The sequence below is a fragment of the Brasilonema sp. UFV-L1 genome, from assembly GCF_012912105.1.
Classification (GTDB): domain Bacteria; phylum Cyanobacteriota; class Cyanobacteriia; order Cyanobacteriales; family Nostocaceae; genus Brasilonema.
Genome location: NZ_QMEA01000084.1, coordinates 1 through 19280, shown reverse-complemented (window position 1 = coordinate 19280; position 19280 = coordinate 1). Strand labels below are relative to the sequence as shown.

Annotated in this window: 27 protein-coding genes; 12 read left to right on the top strand and 15 right to left on the bottom strand. The window is 40.7% G+C overall.

Going from position 1 to position 19280, the window contains the following annotated elements; translation table 11 throughout:
* The first annotated feature begins 65 nt into the window (after positions 1–65).
* From DP117_RS22125 to DP117_RS37035, 4 genes are all read left to right on the top strand, one after another.
* A complete protein-coding gene (locus DP117_RS22125; RefSeq protein WP_169220396.1) occupies positions 66–257 on the top strand; it encodes a hypothetical protein in 192 nt (63 codons plus the stop codon).
* Complete coding sequence (locus tag DP117_RS22120; RefSeq protein ID WP_169220395.1) at positions 242–547, top strand: type II toxin-antitoxin system RelE/ParE family toxin; 306 nt, start codon at positions 242–244, stop codon at positions 545–547. Before DP117_RS22125 ends, DP117_RS22120 begins: the two co-directional genes overlap by 16 nt.
* Before the next feature lie 539 nt (positions 548–1086).
* A complete protein-coding gene (locus tag DP117_RS22115; protein ID WP_248277767.1) occupies positions 1087–1698 on the top strand; it encodes an L-histidine N(alpha)-methyltransferase in 612 nt (203 codons plus the stop codon).
* Positions 1699–1701: 3 nt separating this feature from the next.
* The gene (locus tag DP117_RS37035; protein WP_282440316.1) at positions 1702–1836 is read left to right on the top strand and encodes a hypothetical protein; all 135 of its coding nucleotides are present in this window, start codon (positions 1702–1704) and stop codon (positions 1834–1836) included.
* Positions 1837–1869: 33 nt separating this feature from the next.
* On the opposite strand, the gene bcp is transcribed toward DP117_RS37035, so the two are convergent.
* From bcp to DP117_RS22100, 3 genes are all read right to left on the bottom strand, one after another.
* Positions 1870–2373, bottom strand: coding sequence for a thioredoxin-dependent thiol peroxidase (bcp, locus tag DP117_RS22110; protein ID WP_169220393.1), 504 nt, complete (start codon positions 2371–2373; stop codon positions 1870–1872).
* A 75-nt stretch (positions 2374–2448) separates the two neighbouring features.
* The gene (locus DP117_RS22105) at positions 2449–2958 is read right to left on the bottom strand and encodes a pyridoxamine 5'-phosphate oxidase family protein (RefSeq protein WP_169220392.1); all 510 of its coding nucleotides are present in this window, start codon (positions 2956–2958) and stop codon (positions 2449–2451) included.
* Between the two features lie 173 nt (positions 2959–3131).
* Positions 3132–3593: a GNAT family N-acetyltransferase gene (locus DP117_RS22100; protein ID WP_169220391.1), complete on the bottom strand. Its 462-nt coding sequence runs from the start codon at positions 3591–3593 to the stop codon at positions 3132–3134.
* Between the two features lie 270 nt (positions 3594–3863).
* Between DP117_RS22100 and DP117_RS22095 the strand changes: the two genes are divergently transcribed.
* The 4 genes from DP117_RS22095 (at position 3864) to DP117_RS22080 (ending at position 6890) form a co-directional block, all read left to right on the top strand.
* Positions 3864–4061 carry a hypothetical protein gene (locus DP117_RS22095; RefSeq protein ID WP_169220390.1) on the top strand — a complete coding sequence of 66 codons (198 nt, stop codon included), beginning with the start codon at positions 3864–3866 and terminating at the stop codon, positions 4059–4061.
* A gap of 84 nt (positions 4062–4145) precedes the next feature.
* Positions 4146–4475 (top strand): hypothetical protein, encoded by a 330-nt coding sequence (locus DP117_RS22090; RefSeq protein ID WP_169220389.1) that lies wholly within the window; start codon positions 4146–4148, stop codon positions 4473–4475.
* Between the two features lie 52 nt (positions 4476–4527).
* Complete coding sequence (locus DP117_RS22085; RefSeq protein ID WP_211176278.1) at positions 4528–5412, top strand: aminoglycoside 6-adenylyltransferase; 885 nt, start codon at positions 4528–4530, stop codon at positions 5410–5412.
* A 683-nt stretch (positions 5413–6095) separates the two neighbouring features.
* Positions 6096–6890 (top strand): PhzF family phenazine biosynthesis protein, encoded by a 795-nt coding sequence (locus tag DP117_RS22080; protein ID WP_169220388.1) that lies wholly within the window; start codon positions 6096–6098, stop codon positions 6888–6890.
* A gap of 133 nt (positions 6891–7023) precedes the next feature.
* On the opposite strand, the gene DP117_RS22075 is transcribed toward DP117_RS22080, so the two are convergent.
* Together DP117_RS22075 and DP117_RS22070 are read right to left on the bottom strand one after the other, a co-directional pair.
* On the bottom strand, positions 7024–8379 hold the full coding sequence (locus tag DP117_RS22075) for a heterodisulfide reductase-related iron-sulfur binding cluster (protein WP_169220387.1): 1356 nt from the start codon (positions 8377–8379) through the stop codon (positions 7024–7026).
* Positions 8380–8436: 57 nt separating this feature from the next.
* Positions 8437–9729, bottom strand: coding sequence for an FAD-binding oxidoreductase (locus DP117_RS22070; RefSeq protein ID WP_169220386.1), 1293 nt, complete (start codon positions 9727–9729; stop codon positions 8437–8439).
* A 224-nt stretch (positions 9730–9953) separates the two neighbouring features.
* Here DP117_RS22070 and DP117_RS22065 point away from each other — a divergent pair, with 224 nt between their 5' ends.
* Positions 9954–11261 carry an NAD(P)/FAD-dependent oxidoreductase gene (locus tag DP117_RS22065; RefSeq protein WP_169220385.1) on the top strand — a complete coding sequence of 436 codons (1308 nt, stop codon included), beginning with the start codon at positions 9954–9956 and terminating at the stop codon, positions 11259–11261.
* 79 nt (positions 11262–11340) lie between these two features.
* Here DP117_RS22065 and DP117_RS22060 read toward each other — a convergent pair whose 3' ends face one another.
* The 9 genes from DP117_RS22060 to DP117_RS22025 all read right to left on the bottom strand — a co-directional run bounded on the left by DP117_RS22060 (position 11341) and on the right by DP117_RS22025 (position 14993).
* Positions 11341–11739, bottom strand: coding sequence for a hypothetical protein (locus DP117_RS22060; protein WP_169220384.1), 399 nt, complete (start codon positions 11737–11739; stop codon positions 11341–11343).
* Positions 11740–12166: 427 nt separating this feature from the next.
* Complete coding sequence (locus DP117_RS37345) at positions 12167–12391, bottom strand: PIN domain-containing protein (protein WP_339381369.1); 225 nt, start codon at positions 12389–12391, stop codon at positions 12167–12169.
* A gap of 12 nt (positions 12392–12403) precedes the next feature.
* Complete coding sequence (locus DP117_RS37340; RefSeq protein WP_339381368.1) at positions 12404–12613, bottom strand: hypothetical protein; 210 nt, start codon at positions 12611–12613, stop codon at positions 12404–12406.
* Positions 12610–12861: a hypothetical protein gene (locus DP117_RS22050; RefSeq protein WP_169220383.1), complete on the bottom strand. Its 252-nt coding sequence runs from the start codon at positions 12859–12861 to the stop codon at positions 12610–12612. Before DP117_RS22050 ends, DP117_RS37340 begins: the two co-directional genes overlap by 4 nt.
* Positions 12862–13130: 269 nt before the next feature.
* Positions 13131–13526, bottom strand: coding sequence for a type II toxin-antitoxin system VapC family toxin (locus DP117_RS22045; protein ID WP_169220382.1), 396 nt, complete (start codon positions 13524–13526; stop codon positions 13131–13133).
* Positions 13510–13800: a prevent-host-death protein gene (locus DP117_RS22040; RefSeq protein ID WP_169220381.1), complete on the bottom strand. Its 291-nt coding sequence runs from the start codon at positions 13798–13800 to the stop codon at positions 13510–13512. Before DP117_RS22040 ends, DP117_RS22045 begins: the two co-directional genes overlap by 17 nt.
* Positions 13801–14135: 335 nt before the next feature.
* Positions 14136–14306, bottom strand: coding sequence for a hypothetical protein (locus DP117_RS22035; protein ID WP_248277766.1), 171 nt, complete (start codon positions 14304–14306; stop codon positions 14136–14138).
* A gap of 39 nt (positions 14307–14345) precedes the next feature.
* Positions 14346–14564, bottom strand: a complete 219-nt coding sequence (locus tag DP117_RS22030) for a toxin-antitoxin system HicB family antitoxin (RefSeq protein WP_169220380.1) — start codon at positions 14562–14564, stop codon at positions 14346–14348.
* A 6-nt stretch (positions 14565–14570) separates the two neighbouring features.
* Complete coding sequence (locus DP117_RS22025; RefSeq protein ID WP_169220379.1) at positions 14571–14993, bottom strand: putative toxin-antitoxin system toxin component, PIN family; 423 nt, start codon at positions 14991–14993, stop codon at positions 14571–14573.
* Positions 14994–15616: 623 nt separating this feature from the next.
* Between DP117_RS22025 and DP117_RS22020 the strand changes: the two genes are divergently transcribed.
* From DP117_RS22020 to DP117_RS22010, 3 genes are all read left to right on the top strand, one after another.
* Positions 15617–16060: a hypothetical protein gene (locus tag DP117_RS22020; protein ID WP_169220378.1), complete on the top strand. Its 444-nt coding sequence runs from the start codon at positions 15617–15619 to the stop codon at positions 16058–16060.
* A gap of 5 nt (positions 16061–16065) precedes the next feature.
* On the top strand, positions 16066–16386 hold the full coding sequence (locus DP117_RS22015; protein WP_169220377.1) for a hypothetical protein: 321 nt from the start codon (positions 16066–16068) through the stop codon (positions 16384–16386).
* A 158-nt stretch (positions 16387–16544) separates the two neighbouring features.
* A complete protein-coding gene (locus DP117_RS22010; protein WP_169220376.1) occupies positions 16545–17702 on the top strand; it encodes an ATP-binding protein in 1158 nt (385 codons plus the stop codon).
* A 374-nt stretch (positions 17703–18076) separates the two neighbouring features.
* On the opposite strand, the gene DP117_RS22005 is transcribed toward DP117_RS22010, so the two are convergent.
* Positions 18077–19243, bottom strand: a complete 1167-nt coding sequence (locus DP117_RS22005) for an NB-ARC domain-containing protein (protein WP_339381367.1) — start codon at positions 19241–19243, stop codon at positions 18077–18079.
* Between the last annotated feature and the right edge of the window lie 37 nt (positions 19244–19280).

Here is a 19280-nt window from a genome sequence, read left to right as displayed (position 1 = left end):
ACCAAGGACAAGCTCTTCGCTTGTCCTTAAAAATTACTTCATATAAAAATTCTCAAAAAAATGCTATGACTACTACAAAAGAAAAAGTCCAATCTTTGTTGAGCAAACTACCGGACGATTGTTCTGTGGAAGATGTTCAATATCATCTGTACGTACTTGAAAAAGTTCGTCAGGGATTGGTAGTAGTTGACAACCAACAGACTATCATCTCTCAAGAAGAAGCCGAGGCGCTATTAAGTAAATGGCTTATCGAGTAGTTTGGTCTCCCAAAGCGCTCGAAGATGTAGACGCGATCGCGGCATACATATTTCGTGACTCCGCTTCCTTTTCAGCCACAGTAGTTCGGAAGATACTTGACTCCTCTGATAAGTTAAGCGCTAGTCCCCAATCAGGTTCTGTCGTCCCAGAATTTAACGAAGATACCATCAGGGAACTATTTGCTTACACTTATCGAATCATTTATCAAGTTCAAGAAGACACTGTAACTATTGCGGCTGTCATTCACGGTAAAAGGCTCTTGGCTCAACATCTAGATATAGAGCGGTAAGCCGAGAAACCTTTTTTCATTGCAAAGTAACAACCAACAAGGGTGGGTAATGCTCACCCTTCTACAGTTGTTTATACACCAGAGCCGCTACTGTATCCTTTAAATAAAACCAAACAGATTATCCCCAGACGCGTCACGGGGTCTTACACGTAAAAAAATCAGGCAGCCTTATTACGATATGCGTGATGTCCCCCCGATTAATCGAGGGGCTTGATAGCGTTTGCGTAGCGCCCCCGCACGGGGCTAGCGTGGCGCGGATGCGCCATAGGCTGCCTGATTTTTTAGGGGACAATGCATGAACGAGCAGGAGATGCTGTGAGCATTGCAAACAAGGGGAAAAATTGCTGAATGCGGAAGTGAACTTAGTCACAGTGTCCCATCTAACCGAGCGAGCGGGGTTTGAGTAGCGAGGATTAGTTATTGGAGTCTACCGGAGTAGCTGCAAAATAGGACAAGTGGAAATAAACGTGTGCAATCCGAAGTTGCACTGAAAGCAGCCTGCTTCTTGAAATTCTCAGGAAGCAAGTCAAGGAGCACAATTGAAAGGTAGTCATGTGCTACCAATTCAAATTGACTTTTCTATTGACAGAAACGTGAATGAGTTACGAAAACTGCTTGACCGAGTTGTCAACGATAGTCCAGTTCTATTTTTTCTGCTTGGAAACACATTAGCTAATTTTCAACGAGACACAAAACTGCTGCAAACTCTTTCTCAACTCATGCGACGTGAGGATAAGCTTCTTATAGAAGTAGGGACAACTGAAGAATTAAGCCAAGAAGTAGCCCAAAAGGCGGCGGACGAGTACGCCAGAACCAAGTCGTTCAGAGAATTTGTCACAAGTGCGTTACTTCAAAACACCGATTTACACATCGACTTGAATAGCGTATTTTTTGAAGCTTCTATAGAAGTAGATAAAGCAATTCTGATAAAAATCCTGTATCGCAACTTAACTGAAAATAAAATTCAAGTCATGTTACCTGACCGCTCAGTTATGGACTTTGAAAACCAAGATACGATTCGTTTGTATTTGACTCGGAAGTATACTTCTACCGGAATTCAGAAAATAATATCAGATAGCAACTTATTGCTTGTCGATAGCTTACATATAAAAATTGATGGTAGTGAAACCCTAGCTAAAATTGTGTTATAAACTTTGCTGATTAAAGAACGTTATTATTTACTTAAACAAATTGGGCAAGAAGGATTTCGCAAAACCTTCCTCAGTGTAGATGAGGGACAATTTCCCGCAGTGGCTTGTGTCGTTCAACAATTTTGGCTACAAAATTAAACACTTTAAGCTTTTGTGCAAAAAGCACAGATTCTAGAGGAATTCAGGAGAGCTAGTGAAGTCAAGCAATTCTCGCAATTGAGTCAGCACAGCAGCTGCATGACCCTTGGTTTTCACCTTTTCCCAGATGTAACCAATTGTTTGGTCAGGTGCAATCAGGAAAGTTGAACGTTCTACACCCATGTACTCCTTACCCATAAACTTTTTCAATCGCCATACTCCGTAAGCTTCAGCAACTTGATGTTCTGGGTCGCTTAATAATGTAATGGACAAGTTATGTTTGTTGATAAATTTACAATGAGATTTTTGTGAATCTGGGCTAATGCCTAAGATTTTCACTCCCAATTTGCTAAATTCTGAATTTAACTCGGTAAAATCTTTAGCTTCAGTCGTACAACCAGGAGTATCATCTTTGGGGTAGAAATAAAGGACAACCCACTGACCAGAGAAATCACCTAGACTAACTTGGTTACCATCTTGATTTATTGTGGAGAAATCAGGGGCTTTTTGCCCCAGTTGGGGTGTGTTGTTTACCATAAAACTGTCTAGTTAATACCAGAAACTCGGTTTCATTTAGAACCCGAGTTTCTCTGTTGCTATTATCTTACTTTTTTATGATTTCAAAGTGAGTTTTTCATTTTCACCGACACTAGGTTTTTCACCCGTGGCGATCGCCTTCACCAGTCCAATTGTATGTGCTACGAAACCCGAAGGAGCATCCCAATACTCAGCCTTTTCTACACTAACTTTGAGCAAAGCAATATCGGGTTCATCCAGTTCCTTGGGAAACCAAGCTTTCAGTTGTGGTTTCCATAACTGTTGCAATTTTTGGCGATCGCGTACCAATTGAGCTGAACCCGACACGGAAACGTATGTTTGCTTCTGTGGATCAGAGAAACTAACATTAACCTGTTGTTGCTGCTCAATTTCTGTCACCTTGTGAGAACTGGCGTAGGTAAAGAACCAAAAGTCGCCATCAAACTCGACTTCTGAGTTAGTTGACATCGGACGACTATGTAAACTTCCGTCTTCATCAACTGTAGTCAGCATTCCAATGTCAATATCTTTGATCAGTGTACGCAGCTTCTTAATTTGTTCGTTACGATTTTGTGAATCTGTCATTTTTACGACTCTTGTCTCTACGCTGACATATGAGTGCTTTACTGCAAATTTTTTTTCGCACAGTAAACCTCTCTTATAGTGTTAGCGCTTGTACAAAGCAGTTACTTGAGTCTAAAGGTGGAGTTTAGCCGCCAGAAGAACTAAGTAAATAGAGATAAATAAACACAAACAAGTCATTCTCGATACTCCATAAACACAACAGGAACCCTTATCAACCTCTTTCCTAATTGAGATAATCCAAACTTGCGTTTGAGAGATGGCGGTAAGTCCTCAAAGGAAATGACCACAAAGCCAAAGCGACTGTAAAACTGCGCCAGTCGTTGACCTAAACACTCTAAATAAAGTGGTTGAGTCGCTTGGATAATCAAATGCTGTGTCAGAATAGTCCCCAAACCTTGACCTCTCCAAGCAGGTAAGACAACCAAACTACCAAGTTCTTGTGCGCCAGAGAAATTACGTAATTGTCCACAAGCAACCAATCGCCCATCACATTCTATTACCCAGAATTGTTGCCATCTTATTTGGGTAGGGTCAAGTTTTGCCCTTAGCACCAACAACCTAATAGACCAGATATCTTCAGATGTTGCACTGCGAAGGACGCACCCAGTTGGCAAGGACACATGACTTTGTTTCATCGTTTTTCTTCATTTTAGACCAATTGTCTGAATTGGTATTAGGCATAGCCAGACATTAGTTTGAATAAGTCAGAAAAAGTCTGAAAACTTTAGAAAAAGTCTGATACTTATAGATGATGATTTCATTTTTCCGTAATTTTTATATTAGCTAGTGATGACTAAATTAGAGAAACAAAATGGGATAAACATTCCAGTTAATTCAAGAGCAATACCTCTTACTCAACTCAAGTTAATAACCCATACATGAAAAAGAATAGGAGTCTTAAAACTATGCAAATTAACTTTCACAACCTGTTTTTCCAATCTCATACTAAAGTCGGTCAAAAAAATGAATTTAAAGCTTTGGCACAATCGGTAGCAAATATTCAAAAAAACAACAATGCGAAGAGTGATTTTCAAAAACCTAGCTTAAGGGCTATATGGCATAACGAGAATGGCAAGATGGTTTGCAAGTGGATAATTGAATAAGAAGTGAGAAGTCAATTTCAAAAAGATAAAAACAAACTTTTTCAGACTTTTTATCTCTTTGGTATAAATTTTGTTGACATTTGAATGAAATTAACAGACTTTGACAGGCTGAAGTTGGGGGAATCAAAAAGAGAAACTTTATTGATATTAAAAATTTTCTTGACAATAAAAACAGAGGCTATGATGTTTAAGAAACCTAACACAATTATTAAGATTCACATTTTCATTCTTAGTTTGCTAATTTGTGCTGTTGTGAATCTCATTTTAAAATCTGACAATACCTGCGAACCTTTTATAAGTCAGCAATCAAGTAGCCATCATGAGCATTTGCCAAACAGTAAGGATGAAAATATTTTGCCTTCACTCCTATTTTCAAATCAAGGAGACAAAAACAAGTGTAATGATGTTAATTAAAATTAATCGTTTGATAGAGTAGATTGAGGTACAAAAGCGTTATCCAGACGATTTGGATGCTGCAACATTGTTTGCTGAAGCTTTCATGGATACTATGCCTTGGAATTACTGGACAAAAGATGGAGATGATATGCCCATTCCCGAACCACAACGCTCGTTTCTAGAGCAGATTCTTGCAAAGTTGAATAAAGATGACCGCTTATTGGGTGTGGCGATCGGTGGCTCCTATTTGAGCCCAGAAATGGATGAGTATTCTGACCTCGACCTTATTATTGTTGTAGATGATGTTTATTATCAACAGGTTTTAAAAGAGCGACAGCTTTTTGCCAGTCAACTTGGTTCGCTGCTTGCGGCTTTTACAGGGGAACACGTCGGCGAACCCCGATTGTTGATTTGTCTGTATGACAATCCTCTTGTACACGTCGATTTGAAGTTTTTGCTTTTACAAGATTTCAAAACAGACCGTGTAGAAAATCCTGTTGTTCTGTGGGAACGTGAGAATTTACTAACTTCAGCTGTTTCAGAGAATCCACGGAACTATCCACCTTTTGATCCACAATGGATTGAAGACCGCTTCTGGGTGTGCGTACATTACGGCGCAACTAAATTAGGAAGAGGAGAACTGTTTGAAGCAATCGATTTGCTTTCTTTTCTCCGTGGATTTCTGGCTCAATTAGCAAAGGTACAAGCTGGGCGACTCCCGCGCGGTGTGAGGAATCTTGAAAAGGAAATTCCGCTCTTGGTTCCCGATTTTTGTCAGACTATTCCAGGCAAACACGATCGCCAGGAAATTGCCCGAGCGCTTCAATACACTATCTACTTTTATCGCCAGCTTCGGGATGGATTAAAAAAACCAGATTTGGTTGTGTGTTCCCAAGCAGAAGCTGCTTCCACTCAATATTTGCAAACAATCATAGATACAGCACATTTCAAGTAAATGAAGTACACTACTGAAGTCTAAAAGGCAGATAGAAAGCTCTTTTTACTTCTGACCGGAGGCGGAGCTTTCCTTGCTCCGCTCCTGACTCCTGACTCAGGAATTGCTGCTGTAACTTCAAATAGCGCCAACAAGAGTCCGGCTTTTTCAGACTGCTTTCATCGGCTCATCATTCTCAAGAGGTGTCACATTTGGTAAGCGAAAAAACCGGACAAGTCGAAATTGCCCCAGAAATCAACTGTCTGTACTCGCCGATATCTCCTTAAGGGGCAATTTGACCCCCCTCAAAGATCAACCCTCGAAACCCAACGAGTGGGTGTTAGCGCAGCGTTCGTTGCCGTTAGGCAATAGGAAGTCCTGTTTTTTCCCAGATTCCACCTGCTGATGCCACTAGAAAGAAAAATTCATAAGCAATATTTTGAATGATTACCAAGTCTATGGTAAATTTTTTAACGTGATTACCTAAAGAGAAATATTATATTTATTTCATAAATGTCTGCGATAGATACAGTTTCCAAAATTAATCCTAATTTATTGTACCTATCGCATTCTTTCTCCAAATTGGTATGATTGCCCAAGAAAGCTCAGTCACTGACGCCTTCTTCGTTGGGAGCATTACCTAAATAAGACAAATTCTCACGAAAGATTAAATTTCATTACTATATTTAGAACAAACTTGACATATGGGACAGACAATTATTCAAGTAGACGCATTTACCAACACACCTTTTGCAGGTAACCCAGCTGCGGTCTGCGTTTTACCGACTTCCCAATCTGAAGATTGGATGCAGAAAGTGGCGCAAGAGATGAATTTATCTGAGACAGCGTTTTTGGTGAGACAGGAAGATGGCTTTCATCTACGTTGGTTCACACCGACAACAGAAGTACCACTGTGTGGTCATGCGACTCTAGCTAGTGCTCATGTCCTGTGGTCACAGGGGCATCTTTTACCAGATGAAGTCGCTCGTTTCCATACCAAGAGTGGACTGTTGACTGCCAAAAAGCAAGGAAGCTGGATTGAACTTGATTTTCCGGTCAATCATTCAGAAGAAATAACCGCTTTTCCTGAACTCGCTGAAGCTTTGGGTGTTCCAATCACAACGGTGATGAAAAATTCCCTAGGTTATCTAGTACAAGTCGAGTCTGAAGATTTAGTACGACAAATGCAGCCGAATTTCGAGCGACTCAAAGCGTTATCCCTGAGTGAGTTAATAGTTACAAGTTCAACACACAAAGACTCAGAATATGATTTTGTATCTCGCTTTTTTGCACCAGGATTGGGAATTAATGAAGATCCTGTGACTGGTGCTGCTCATTGTTGTCTTGCTCCGTTTTGGCGCGATCGCCTTGGGAAAGATGAGTTCTTTGCATATCAAGCATCAAGTCGGGGTGGAGTGTTAAAAATTCGTTACGACGGAGGTTCTCGTGTCTACTTAAGTGGACAAGCAGTCACTATTTTGCGTGGAGAGTTAATTTAACACACTGTGCAACTGCATATGCTTGCCGACTGAAAATCTATAACTAAATTGATAACAGGGTCCTACCCGCGGGCTAAAGCCCGCGCAGGTATAGCTCTTTGCAATCGCTACAGGCTGAAAACCTGTAGCTTTTTTACAGCTTTAACCTCACGCCTCTGATTGAATAATCCAACAACTCCATCGGATGCATAATAGAAATCTGTTTACCTTGCAACTGTAAATGCTTGCGAATTTGCAAAGTACAACCTGGATTAGCAGAGGTCATTAAATCAGCACCAGTATTCAATAAATTCCACACTTTTTGTTGACCCAACTCCTCAGCCACCTCTGGTTGCAACAGATTGTAAACCCCCGCGCTACCACAACAAATAGCTGCATCAACTGGTTCGCGCAACTTCACCCCTGGAATTTGCCGCAACAACTGACGCGGTTGTACACTAATCTTCTGTCCGTGCAACAAATGACATGCATCTTGATAAACCAAAGTCAAGGGTCGATTTGCAAGCGGTGATAATTCTGCTGTTAAACCGACACCAACCAAAAACTCTTGCACATCTCTCACCTTCGCCGCGAATTCTTTAGCTTTTTCCCGATATTGTGGATCATCTTCTAAAATATGACCGTATTCTTTTAACGTATGACCACAACCAGCAGCATTGATAATCACAAAATCCACACCAGTATTTGCAAAACTATCAATCATCTGCCTTGCTAAAGCTTTAGCTTGTTCTGTTTGTCCTTGATGTTCAGGAAGCGCCGCACAACATCCTTGAGTTTTAGGAATTACAACCTCACAGCCATTCGCCGTTAAAACCCGTACAGTCGCTTCATTAATTGAAGAGAAAAATAACCTTTGCACACATCCCAAAATCATCCCAACTCGGTAACGTTTCTTCCCCCGTGCTGCAATGATATCTGGCAAATGACTTTGAAAAGATTTCAAACTAATTTCTGGCAAAACTGATTCCATAGCAGCCAAGCGAGGAGACAAACGCTTCAACAACCCAGTTCCACGCACCAACTTCTGCAAACCCAACTTTTGATAAAAAAACAATGGAACCAGTAGAACCCTTAAAACATCAGGATTAGGAAACAAAGAAAATATCAATTGACGAAACAGTTTATCTCGTAAACTACGCGGGTAATTCCGTTCAACTTGGTGACGAGTAGCAGAAATCAACTTGTCATATTGCACACCAGAAGGACAAGTCGTCACACAAGCAAGACACCCCAAACAAGTATCAAAATGTTGTGCAGTTGCTTCATTCAGAGGAATCTCACCCTCATTAATTCCATCCATGAGATAGATCCGTCCTCGCGGAGAATCCATCTCCTTACCAAGCACCCGATAGCTAGGACAAGTCGAAAGACAAAACCCACAATGAACACAACTATCAATCAACTTTGGATTTGGCGGATGATTTCCATCAAAACCAGTCAAATTCTCCAAACTAGCCTTCTTATTCTCAGAACCTTCCCATACTTGCATATTATCTCTTCTTCTCCCCTCTTTCTTTGCGTCCTTTGCGTCTTGGCGGTTCGTTTCTTAAATCCCACCCACAAAACGACCCGGACTTAAAATACATTCCTTATCAAACTGCCTTTTTATCAAACGCATCAACTGCACAGCATTACCAGTGTAACCCCACACATCCAACTGTTGCTTAACCTTCACCGGCGCTGACAAAATAGTGAGGAAACCGCCATTGATTTGACAAAGATTTCGTATCCCCAACACCTGATCAATCTTGTTGTCACCCTCAAACCGCAACATCCCCAAACCACTAGCGATGTGAATCCAACCCATATCGACTTGAGTCAAAACTTCAACAGCAGAAGTAGGCAACACTCCCATTTTGCAACTTATTACCGACTCACTCAAACAAGAATGCATTTGTTCTCGCAATATGCGCCATAAATCAGCTTCATCCGCCCCTGAAAATATCGTTCCTTTTAATCCAAATTGTTCCCCGACTTCCAAAAGCCGATTTGATTGTTCCTTCACACTCTCAGCTATACTTTGGAAGCGAGCAATTAATCCCAATCCTTGTCCTAACTCCAAGCCAGACACCAGTTGTGTTGAGAGCAAATCAGCTTGAGTTGGTGTTAATGCAGAACCTCTGAGGACATTCGCAGCTTGAGAGACACTTTTTGCTTCACCAGTCAGTACCACCGTCCCTGATATCTCCTGCATAGGATAAACACGAAACGTCACTTGACTAATAACCCCGAATGTGCCATACGACCCAGTGAATACCTTCATCAAGTCGTATCCAGCAACATTTTTCACCACTCGTCCGCCAGCTTTGGCGATTTGTCCATCAGCACGTACAAAGGTGATTCCCAAGAGTTGATCTCGTACACTACCATAACGTTGCCGTAGAGAACCTGTATCATTAGTCGCAACAATACCGCCAATCGTTGCGGTATCTTGTGTGATGGGGTCAAGAGCGAGAAATTGTCTAGAGTTTGCTAGCATTTCTTGGAGACGAGAAAACTTCATTCCCGCTTCGACTGTCACTGTTAAATCACCAACGGCGTGTTCAATCAGTTGATTGAGGCGTTCTGTACTGACTACGACATCAACATCTTTGACTAACCCACCCCAGTTCAGTTTACTACCACTACCGCATGGCAGAACGCGCCACTTGTTGCGATGTGCTTGTGTGATGACTTGCGCTTGCTCTTCTGTGGTGTGAGGGTAGACGATACAAGCGGGAGGATTTGGAGAAGCAATAGCTTGTAATATAGATTGTTGCTGAGTGAGTGGTACATCTTCCCAACTGACAGTATTTTCTGTGCCGACAATAGATGCAAAACAAGAGGCTAGCGCTTTCATGTGTTTGTTTTAGACTGCTACTTATTGAGATTGTTCTCGCTATTAGAGCAATATTGCGCTACAGTCGGTAAACAACCATAAATTTTCAGTCTACAGCTTAGTGATGTCCCAAGACAACTCTTGAGCCCGTCTCCCCTGAACGAAGCAGGAAGCAAACTTCAAAAAGTTTGAGTGATGCGACTTAAGCGATTTGTGTAAGTTTTGTATTGCACTAGGATGTTAAAATGGCCAAACGAGTTGTAATTGTGGGTGCAGGTCCGAGTGGAGTTCTTCTAGCTCACTATCTTCTACGACGCGATGAGCACTATGACGTTGAAATCTATGAGCGTCGCAGTGATCCACAAACAGTTCCATTTTCCTGTGCTAGAACCTTTCCTCTCGTCCTCAATCAACGGGGAATGACAGCACTGAGCAAAGTTGAAGGGATTCTTGAAGCCGTTAAGGCAGTAAGCTTAGAAAGCACTGGCTCACTCAACCATCAAAAAGAAGGCAAAACACAGTTCCTTCCAAGGCAAAAACCCATTCTGATTCTGGATCGTAGGCGATTGGTGGTCACACTGTTGAAAATGTTGACTAAACAGTATAATAGCGATCGCCTCAAAATTCATTTTGACCATCAATGTAAGCAAGTTGACTTTGAAGCAAAAACAGTCATCTTTGAAAATACAGCAGTCAATTCTACAGGAGAAGTGACTGTTGATTATGACTTATTAATTGGTGCAGATGGAGCGCGATCGCGAATTAGAGATGAATTTCTCTCAACTGACCAATTCGAGTTAGAAAAAAAAGACATTCCCTCTGCTTACAAACCCATTTTTCTGCCTGCTGAAAGTGCAGCATCCTTAAAAGCAGGTTATGTCCATACTTGGAGAGGAAGCAATGGAATTTCAGCAATTTTGGTGCATGATATAGATGGCTTGATGAGTGGAACTATTAACTTTCCTCGCGAGAACAACCCCATCGTCAATCTTTCTACAAAAGAACAAGTATGGCAATTCTTTCGCGAGCACTTTTTAGAAATTGCTCAGCTTTTACCAGAATCGGAAGTTGAAGCATTTCTCAATCGTCCCATCTCAACTATTTTGACGATTCGTTGTAATCGCTACCATCATGGTGATAGCGTTTTACTAATTGGTGATGCTGCTCATGCTACCTCTCCTTCTTTGGGTCAAGGCTGTAATGCTGCCTTTGAAGATGTAGCTTTGTTTGATGAGTTATTAGATGAATATTCTAATAATATTGCAGAGGCACTCAAGCAATTTACCCTACGTCGAAAGCCAGATGCTCATGCACTAGTCGAGATCAGTGACTATGCCTTTCCCTTATCCGGTAAACTGCTGTTTTTAGAGTTCTTTATCAGACTGCGAATTGCTCAAATTATGCATAAAGTATTTCCCAAATACTTTTCCCCCTCATTGTTTCAACTTGTCTCTGAAACAACCGTTCCCTACTCAGAAATTTTGAATTCTCACAAAGGTTGGATTTCCAGAGTCAAACAGGCAAATGAAAAGTTTTTAAAAAGACAACGATGACCGCAAGACATACTAAGAATTGAAGAATCATTCGTCAGAATATGTCCTGCGGACACGCTATGCGTTGGCTGCGCCTGCGTTATTTACCGTCTACACTGGCAACAAATGAAGGTTGCTGTGAACTAGAAGTTGGCGACTCACCTCGCAGTCCCTTGCGGCGTTGATTCTTAGGAACTCCTCCCGCCATGCCATACTCTACACTGCTTTTGCCATATTGAGTACCAACTCCCATCAGCATGTGTTCTGTCATATCTCCTAACTCACGCTCTGTTTGGAGCATTTTACTGTATAACTTATCCAGGTTGGCAAGAGCGCTGTTGTATGCATTTTCTTGAGTCCGCATCGTCTCAATTAGGCTTGAGAAAGCAGCTAGAGTGAGTCCATTACCTACATCTAAGTTTGGATCAATTGAGTTCATACCAGCTGCACGACGCACTGCTTTTTGTAACACTGGAGAGCTTCTTTTTCTACGAGTCACGATGTGTACTTTATACCATAGTATGGTTGATATTCTCTACATTAAAAAATATCCGTATCAATATCGCCTGAGAGAATTTCGGCAAATTTGCAACAGCTTTTGCTACAAGCGATAGTTGTTATAAATGCGCGAACTACTGAAATGAGAAAGCATTTCAGCTTTAGGAGAAAGCAAACTCCGGTTTGCTTGCTGAATCTACTGAAATGAGAAAGCATTTCAGCTTTAGGAGAAAACAAACTGCGGTTTGCTTGCTGAATTTACTGAAATAAGAAAGCATTTCAGCTTTAGGAGAAAGCAAACTCCGGTTTGCTTATAGAAAATACCAAAATGAGAAAGTAATTAGGCATTTTGAGAGAGATTAATTTTGGGGGCTGCGAAATCCTCGACGAGGTGATAGATTTAAATCAGGCGATCGCAAAGAGCATCATTAAGGGTTTTCACTTTCCAACTCACCCACCACCAAAATCCTCAACTCTGTCACTCGCTTCAAAGCATCATCATTGGTCAAAAACGCCTCACAACCAGCCGTTAAAGCCGCCGCCACTTGCAACGCATCGGCTAACTGAAGATTATAACGTACCCGAATTCTCGCAGCTTCTCGCGCAATCGCAGCATTAATCTCTACAAAAACTACTTGTTCTTGTTGCAACACATCAACAAAGGCTTACTCTAAATCTACTAACCCCAGACGGATAGCACCCACCAAACACTCAGATAATGTTATCCCAGATATTACTGCTGTAATGTCAGCTGACAAGCGCTCAAAAACTGGATCGACTAAATCCACAAACTGCGGATTGCGCTCTACAAAATAAATGACAGGGGCTGTATCAAGAAATAAGCGAGAAACATTTGCTAACGCATTAATCCTCATTCCTCTGTTCGCAACAACCGTTCTCGATGCTCATCCCCTTGTTTTCGAGTCCGCGAAACCCATTCCTGAGCATCTTCACCCAATAGCGGATAGGGGGCCATACCTTTCAAATCGCTCCACTTGCGTTTTGGTTGAGTTTGGTTGATATACTTTTTTATACTCTCCACCAAATGTCTCATCACTGTCCATTGCTCTTCTGGAGTCAGTTGCTCAATCTCGCTTAAAATTTTTTCAAGTGACAGACTCATCAATCTAACCCTATATCCATAATTCTCATAAAGGCAATGTTTGGCGACAAGTCGAAGAAACGTCTACGCATCTAATATTTTAATATACAGCACATTTCAAGTAAATGAAGTACACTACTGAAGTCTAAAAGGCAGATAGAAAGCTCTTTTTACTTCTGACCGGAGGCGGAGCTTTCCTTGCTCCGCTCCTGACTCCTGACTTCTGAATTCTGCTGTAATATGGGCAATTTTACGCACTCTTGGTAATTATATCAAATAGGAATAAAGATTCAACTAAATGGATTCAATGTGGATATACCACAACCCTCAAAATCCTTAATATTTCTAGTAACAAGTGTCAAAGAATGTATTTTAGCTGTTGCCGCAATCAATATATCAGCTTGGGATCGCGGTTTACCTTGAGTTCTCAAAAAGCCTCTTAATTCACCCACACATTTGGCAATTTCTGAGGTGATGAGGAGAATTTGACAGTGAGTGAAGAGAAAGTTTTCAAACCAGTTTTGGATTCTAGCATTAGACTTGGCTGTTAAACCATAATAAATTTCCTCAATTGTAATTACACTTAAGTTAATAGATGTCACAGTCTCGCTCCATGCTACTACCCCTAGATTTGGCATTGGGCGAGTTAATTCACTGATGATATTCGTGTCACAAAGATGACTCATCCTCGTCTTCCGTAAAAGGATTGTCGCGATGACTTCGTGCTGGTATCTCTAAGCTATAATTTTCTTCAGTACATAACTGTTGAAGTTCTTTAAAGACTTGAGCTAGAGATGTTTTCGCAGTTTGTTGCCGCCAGTTTAAAAATTCTTTAAAAAGCTTAGGGTCTACAATTGCAGCTACTAATTCCTCTTGAGTATAAATTAGCTGAGGTTCAAGACTTGTCGCATTAATGATTGAAGATAGCTGTTTTTTGGCTTCTTCAAGTGTCCATTTCATTGTAAAAATCTCCAAGCTTTGGAAGCAGTAGAACTGTTCTCACGTTAGCTTATTTTCCCAAGCGATGTCTGGCGATAAGCCGATGCAGCGTCTACGCATTCTGAGCAAATTTGTCAAATAAGCGATGTCTGGCGACAAGAAGCAGAGCTTCTACGCACTTTTGATGATCGGGTTAATGAGGCGATGCGGAAGCCGCCACTACGTGAACGCTCTGGTTTGTCTACGATAACCTGAAGTTGAAACTAATTTGCTAAAGTTGTCTTGTGTAAGCAAGGGAAATTACGCAAACTAGAGTAAATAGAAATTACATTGCACATAAAAATTACAATGGTCAACTACCAAATGGTTTGCACATGAGGATAATCTATAATTTTGATATCGCAAGTGACTAAAGGTATTCCATATCGCCTTGCAATTGCCACTAAAATCCTATCGGCTGGGTCTTTGTGAAAATCACCTGGTAATTTGGTGCTAGCTATGGGGTTAATGTGGGCGATCGCCCACATTAGTCCCTGATTAGTGTTTATATCATCGCGCTACAAGCTTTATTCTGTCAGAGTATCAAGTTTAGCCAGTATTCTTAAGCCTTCTTCTGGGTTGCCAATCACAGCCATTGCTTTAAATCTTGTATAGACATCAAATTCTGCTAGAGCTATGGTGGAAAGTTCTTCTATCAGCTTATTAACACTTATGCCTTTGGCTTGAGCAAGTTCTTTTAATCTATTGTGCTTATCGTCTGGTAAACGAATAGTTAAAGTTGCCATTTTTGTTTAACTCCTAATAATTTCTTCGGCTTTTAATATTGATAAGTTAGGAAATAACAATTCAGCATTTTGGAAATCTTTGGCATTGTGAGTGGCAATAATCTGAGCATTTCCTGCAACGGCTAATTCAATTAAGTGATTGTCAGCTTCATCTTTTAAATTTGGTCGCCATAAATAATAGATATAAACCCATTCACTGACACTCATTAATGATGCTAGTAAAGCCGAAATTTTTTCACTAGTTAAAGGGCATTTGGCGATAATTTCTGATCGCTGAATGACTGACTCATACTCAGAAAATAAAGCATTTCCCATCAAAGGCTGATATTCTCCTTTCAAGCAGCGTCGAATGAGTTCTCTACTGGAGCCTTGAGAGCTAATCAGCGCACTAATAAAAACGCTGGTATCAACTACAATTTTAATCGCCATGTCATTATGATAGCATATACGCTGTCATGAAAGTCCAAGTTAAAAGACTCAACAGCGATCGCCACAGATAAATATCTTCAATATCGGGCGATGTCTACGACGAGCTACACCTACGCATTTCTGGTGATGGGGTTGATGTGGGCGATGTAAGCGCGACAAGCCGCTCCGCGTCTACGCATTTGTGATGATGGGGTTAACTGTGCGATCGCCCTTTGGGCGGCTCCTCCGGAGCATCGCCTCCGGAAACTGCGCTTAATGCGATCGCACTTCGGTTGAAGACTCTTTGCTCAGACAAGGGTTCAACTAAATACTTGCGATCGCACTACTGTGATGACGTTAATGAGGTGCGATGTCTACGACGGGCTACGCCTACGCACTTCGTTACACACTCTTTGCTGACACAAGCATTCCACTAAATTCTTAACTGATATCTTAACTGATATATCTGGTCTGGTGTAAATAGGGGAAACGTTGCATACTCGGATTAAGGCTCAATAAAGCGAGCAATTACAGAAGTGCGATCGCCTCCGGCGGGCAGTCTGATCGCACTTTTGGTAATGGGGTTGATTTAGGTGATCGCACTACAATTTTTAGCCAAAGCTAAGTTATGAGGATAGCCAAAGATGGATGAACAAGGTTCGGGTACAAAAATGGACAAATTAATTAATGAACTCAAAGATTTATTACCTTTTTTGGGTAAGTTAAAAAATCTCGATTCAAAAAATTTAAGTATTGAATGGATTTCGTTTATTCAAAAGTTAAGTCACCTAGCTGATAGTTTCAAAAATTTTCTGCAAGTGGAAATAGAAGTACAAGTATTAACTTACGACTCAGCTATTGAATATTTTGTAGAGAATCGTCCACCAGAAAGTAATGTTGTAAAAGGTGCTATTTTACGTGGAACCGAAGCTCGTGGTCAAAGTATTATTCAGGTCTTCTTAGATAAGGAAAATCAATTAGTATGTATGCCTGATGGAAGACCTTACGGGCGTAAATTGATTGCTCGAAAACTCGATAATGAGCTTGATGAAGCCTTTGGAAATGAAGATTTAATTATTGTGGAATAGAAAAAATGTCTCTCACTTTGATAGGTTGGATTTTACTAACAGCAGCAGGTCTTTCAGTAGTAACTTTTGTTTTCTTATATTGGTCTGAGATTAAAAATTGGTTTGCAAAATGGAATAAACATAATCTCACAACAAAAGATAGAGATGATGTAGGATTTACATTGGCTAAAAAAATCGAAGCAAACAAATATAAAACAATTCAAGGAGTTTTTAACAAAAAAACTAACGAGGTAAAAGATGGTCGTGTAATTTATGCAAAACAAGTAGATGACCAATTAATCGATGATGATGCTGATAAGGATGGAACTTTACTTTTGTTTGAATAGGTAAAATGGCTTTTGGAATCCAATTGAAAATTTTTAAAGGTTTGAACTAAAAGCATATATCTTTTTAGCATTCTTGCACTTTAGAAATTCAAGCGGATTTCTACCAATATAAAGCATGAGATGAACTAATAAATTGATTTTGCAAAGGTAGTTTAATAATGAGAGAAGATTTATTTATTAATGGTATTCCAGATAACGTGCCAGAAAATATATCTGCTGTTTATCGTTCAAAAATTCTTACGCAAACATCTAACTTTATTGAAAAAAATAATCTTGAAAGTCTCAAAATTACAATCAGCACTGCATCTTGTAATCATCAAAAAAATAATAATTTTAAAGAAGATGAAGATATCTCCATCAAAATAAATAATAATCGTAAAAAAAACACTGATAATGATGAAGTAACAATAGAAGAACGTTCACATCGTTATCAATCGAGCGTACCTTCACATACTTTTGAGAAGTTATTTTTTCCTGAAGATTTACAAGGAAAATTAGACTTTGAAATTGAGTCTATTAAAGCATTATCTATAGTTTATGACAATTTAAACTATAAAGTGATTAAGCCTACTTCGCGTCGGGGTTTGATATTAGCGGGAGAACCTGGAACAGGTAAAACTGCTCTAGCTCATGCAATTGCTAATAAACTAGAAATGCCAATTTTAACCGTGACTTATGCAGATATAGCAAGCAAATTTCATGGTGAAGCGTCACAAAATCTCAAAGCTGTATTTTTTGCCGCCCATCGGGATAATGCCCTACTCCACATAGAAGAAGCTGACTCATTTTGCTCACAAAGATTGGCAGAAATTAGTTCCAGTTCTGATCAAGCTATTAATTCACTTCGCAATCAATTATTTAGTTGTTTAGATACTTATCCGGTATTGACCATTTGCACAACAAATTTTGTTGAAAGTTTTGATAAAGCATTAGAAACACGACTACGTTATATAAATATTCCTATGCCAGATGAAAAAACCCGTAGAGAAATATGGTGTAAATGTCTACATCTTCCAGGAAAAATACAACTAGCGAGCAATGTATCAATTGATGAACTGGCTAAAGTTGAGGATGTATGTGGCAGAGAAATTGCAGACGCTGTTGAAGACGCGGCTTTGAAAGCTGTTTTAAAAGCTTTGAAAGAGTCAAAAACCGTTATAAACAAAATAATACTAGAACAAAATATTCTTCTTTCAGCCATCAAAGATGCCAAGGATAGACGGTATGCAAATAACAAAAGTCGGAAGCTAACACCAGAAGAAAAAGAGGAAGTAAGCAAGGAGATTCAGGCTGCTTTAGTCAAGAAAGAGCCATAGACAATAGAAACTGACTATCAGTCAAACTAAAAAGTTTTTCTCAAAGCGATCACTCTCTTACCAACTGTATCAAAAAAGCGATCGCCAACAATAAAACCTACCCTACACCTTCCACTGCCCCCAAACCAAAAGTGCTGATCTCTGTGCTGCTGTTAACCCAGTCACCCCCCTTTCTTAAAGCTGGTAGCAAATACAGACTTATCAAAAGCAGTATTATGGAAATTAGCTTCAGCTAAATTTCCACACTGTAAGTCGGCTTGCCTAATGGTTAGATTTGAGAAGTCATACCCCTGCAAAGCTATCTTCAAATGCGCTAACAAATTGAGGACATTGCCTCCCGCATACCCTGCTAGTATTGAAGCTTGATGTCTTTGCTACTCCAGCACATCCTTCAACATTTGCACAAGCTTTTGCTGGCTGCCCAACTCTATCAGCAGTTTCTCAAGCAAGGGTTGCACAATCAGTTGTCGTTGTGTTTCCCGAATGTAGTCCTTTGCACTCGCCTTCATTAGCGCATGAGTTTGGAGAAGAGCAACGGGTGAGGAACTTTCTGCTCTCTCTCTACTGCTTACTATTTCTTTACAAACTTGCTTAACCAATCGCTCCGTAACGTATTCCTTGACTACAGGTTGCAGTGAGAATTGCTTTCCTGTTTTTTCAATCAGCGATCGCCGCAACAGCGAGTACAAAGCTTGCGGCAGTTCTTGCTTTGAGGTGACACTCACTACATCTTGTTTTAATTCCTTTACAGATACGGCTTCCCGATTAATTGCCAACCACAACATCACCTCTTGTTCTACTGGCGACAAGCGACTAAACTGGCGATCAAGCAGATCGCGGATATCATTAAAGACTAGTACTCCTTGTCCGATATACTCCAACAACTCCGCAATAGAGCCGTCAAACAACTGTTGAACTCCTGCTGCTACCATCTTCAACGCGAACGGATTTCCCCCGTAGTGTTCGATCAGTCTGATCCATTCTGCGTCCGTACCTGTAAATTGTCCTCTATCTTGGAACAGCTTTCGCCCATCTTCTGGTTTCAACCCTTCCAGTTGCAGCGAAGCGCAAGCGCGACGACAAGTCGTTCGCACTTTTTTCTCGTCTCCTTCAAGCGCTACAATATCTTTGGGCTTTTCCCGACTGGTCACGAGCAAGCAACTTTGATGGGATACTTCTCCAATGCGCTTGAGCAGTTGACCGTATCCCTCATGCTTTGCCATACAATGTCCAGCCCCACCGCCAGCGCTTAAGATTGTCTCAGCATTGTCTAAAATCAGTAGACAGCGTTTATCCCGAAAGTACTGCATCAGCTTGGACAGTTTCCCATTTAAACTAGTAGGCACAACAGGATCTTCTTGAAGCATCTGCATTATTGATTGCAACACGCTTCCCAATAACTCTTCCAAGGTTGGGGCATTTTGGAGCGATCGCCACACCACTATGTCAAACTCAGTTTTAAAGTTCTGCCCGAACTTCACGGCTAGCGCAGTTTTGCCAATTCCACCCATTCCTAGCAGTGCGAGTGAACTACCACACACTGCCCTAACGGGTCAGTGTGGGCTTCTCAAATCCCCG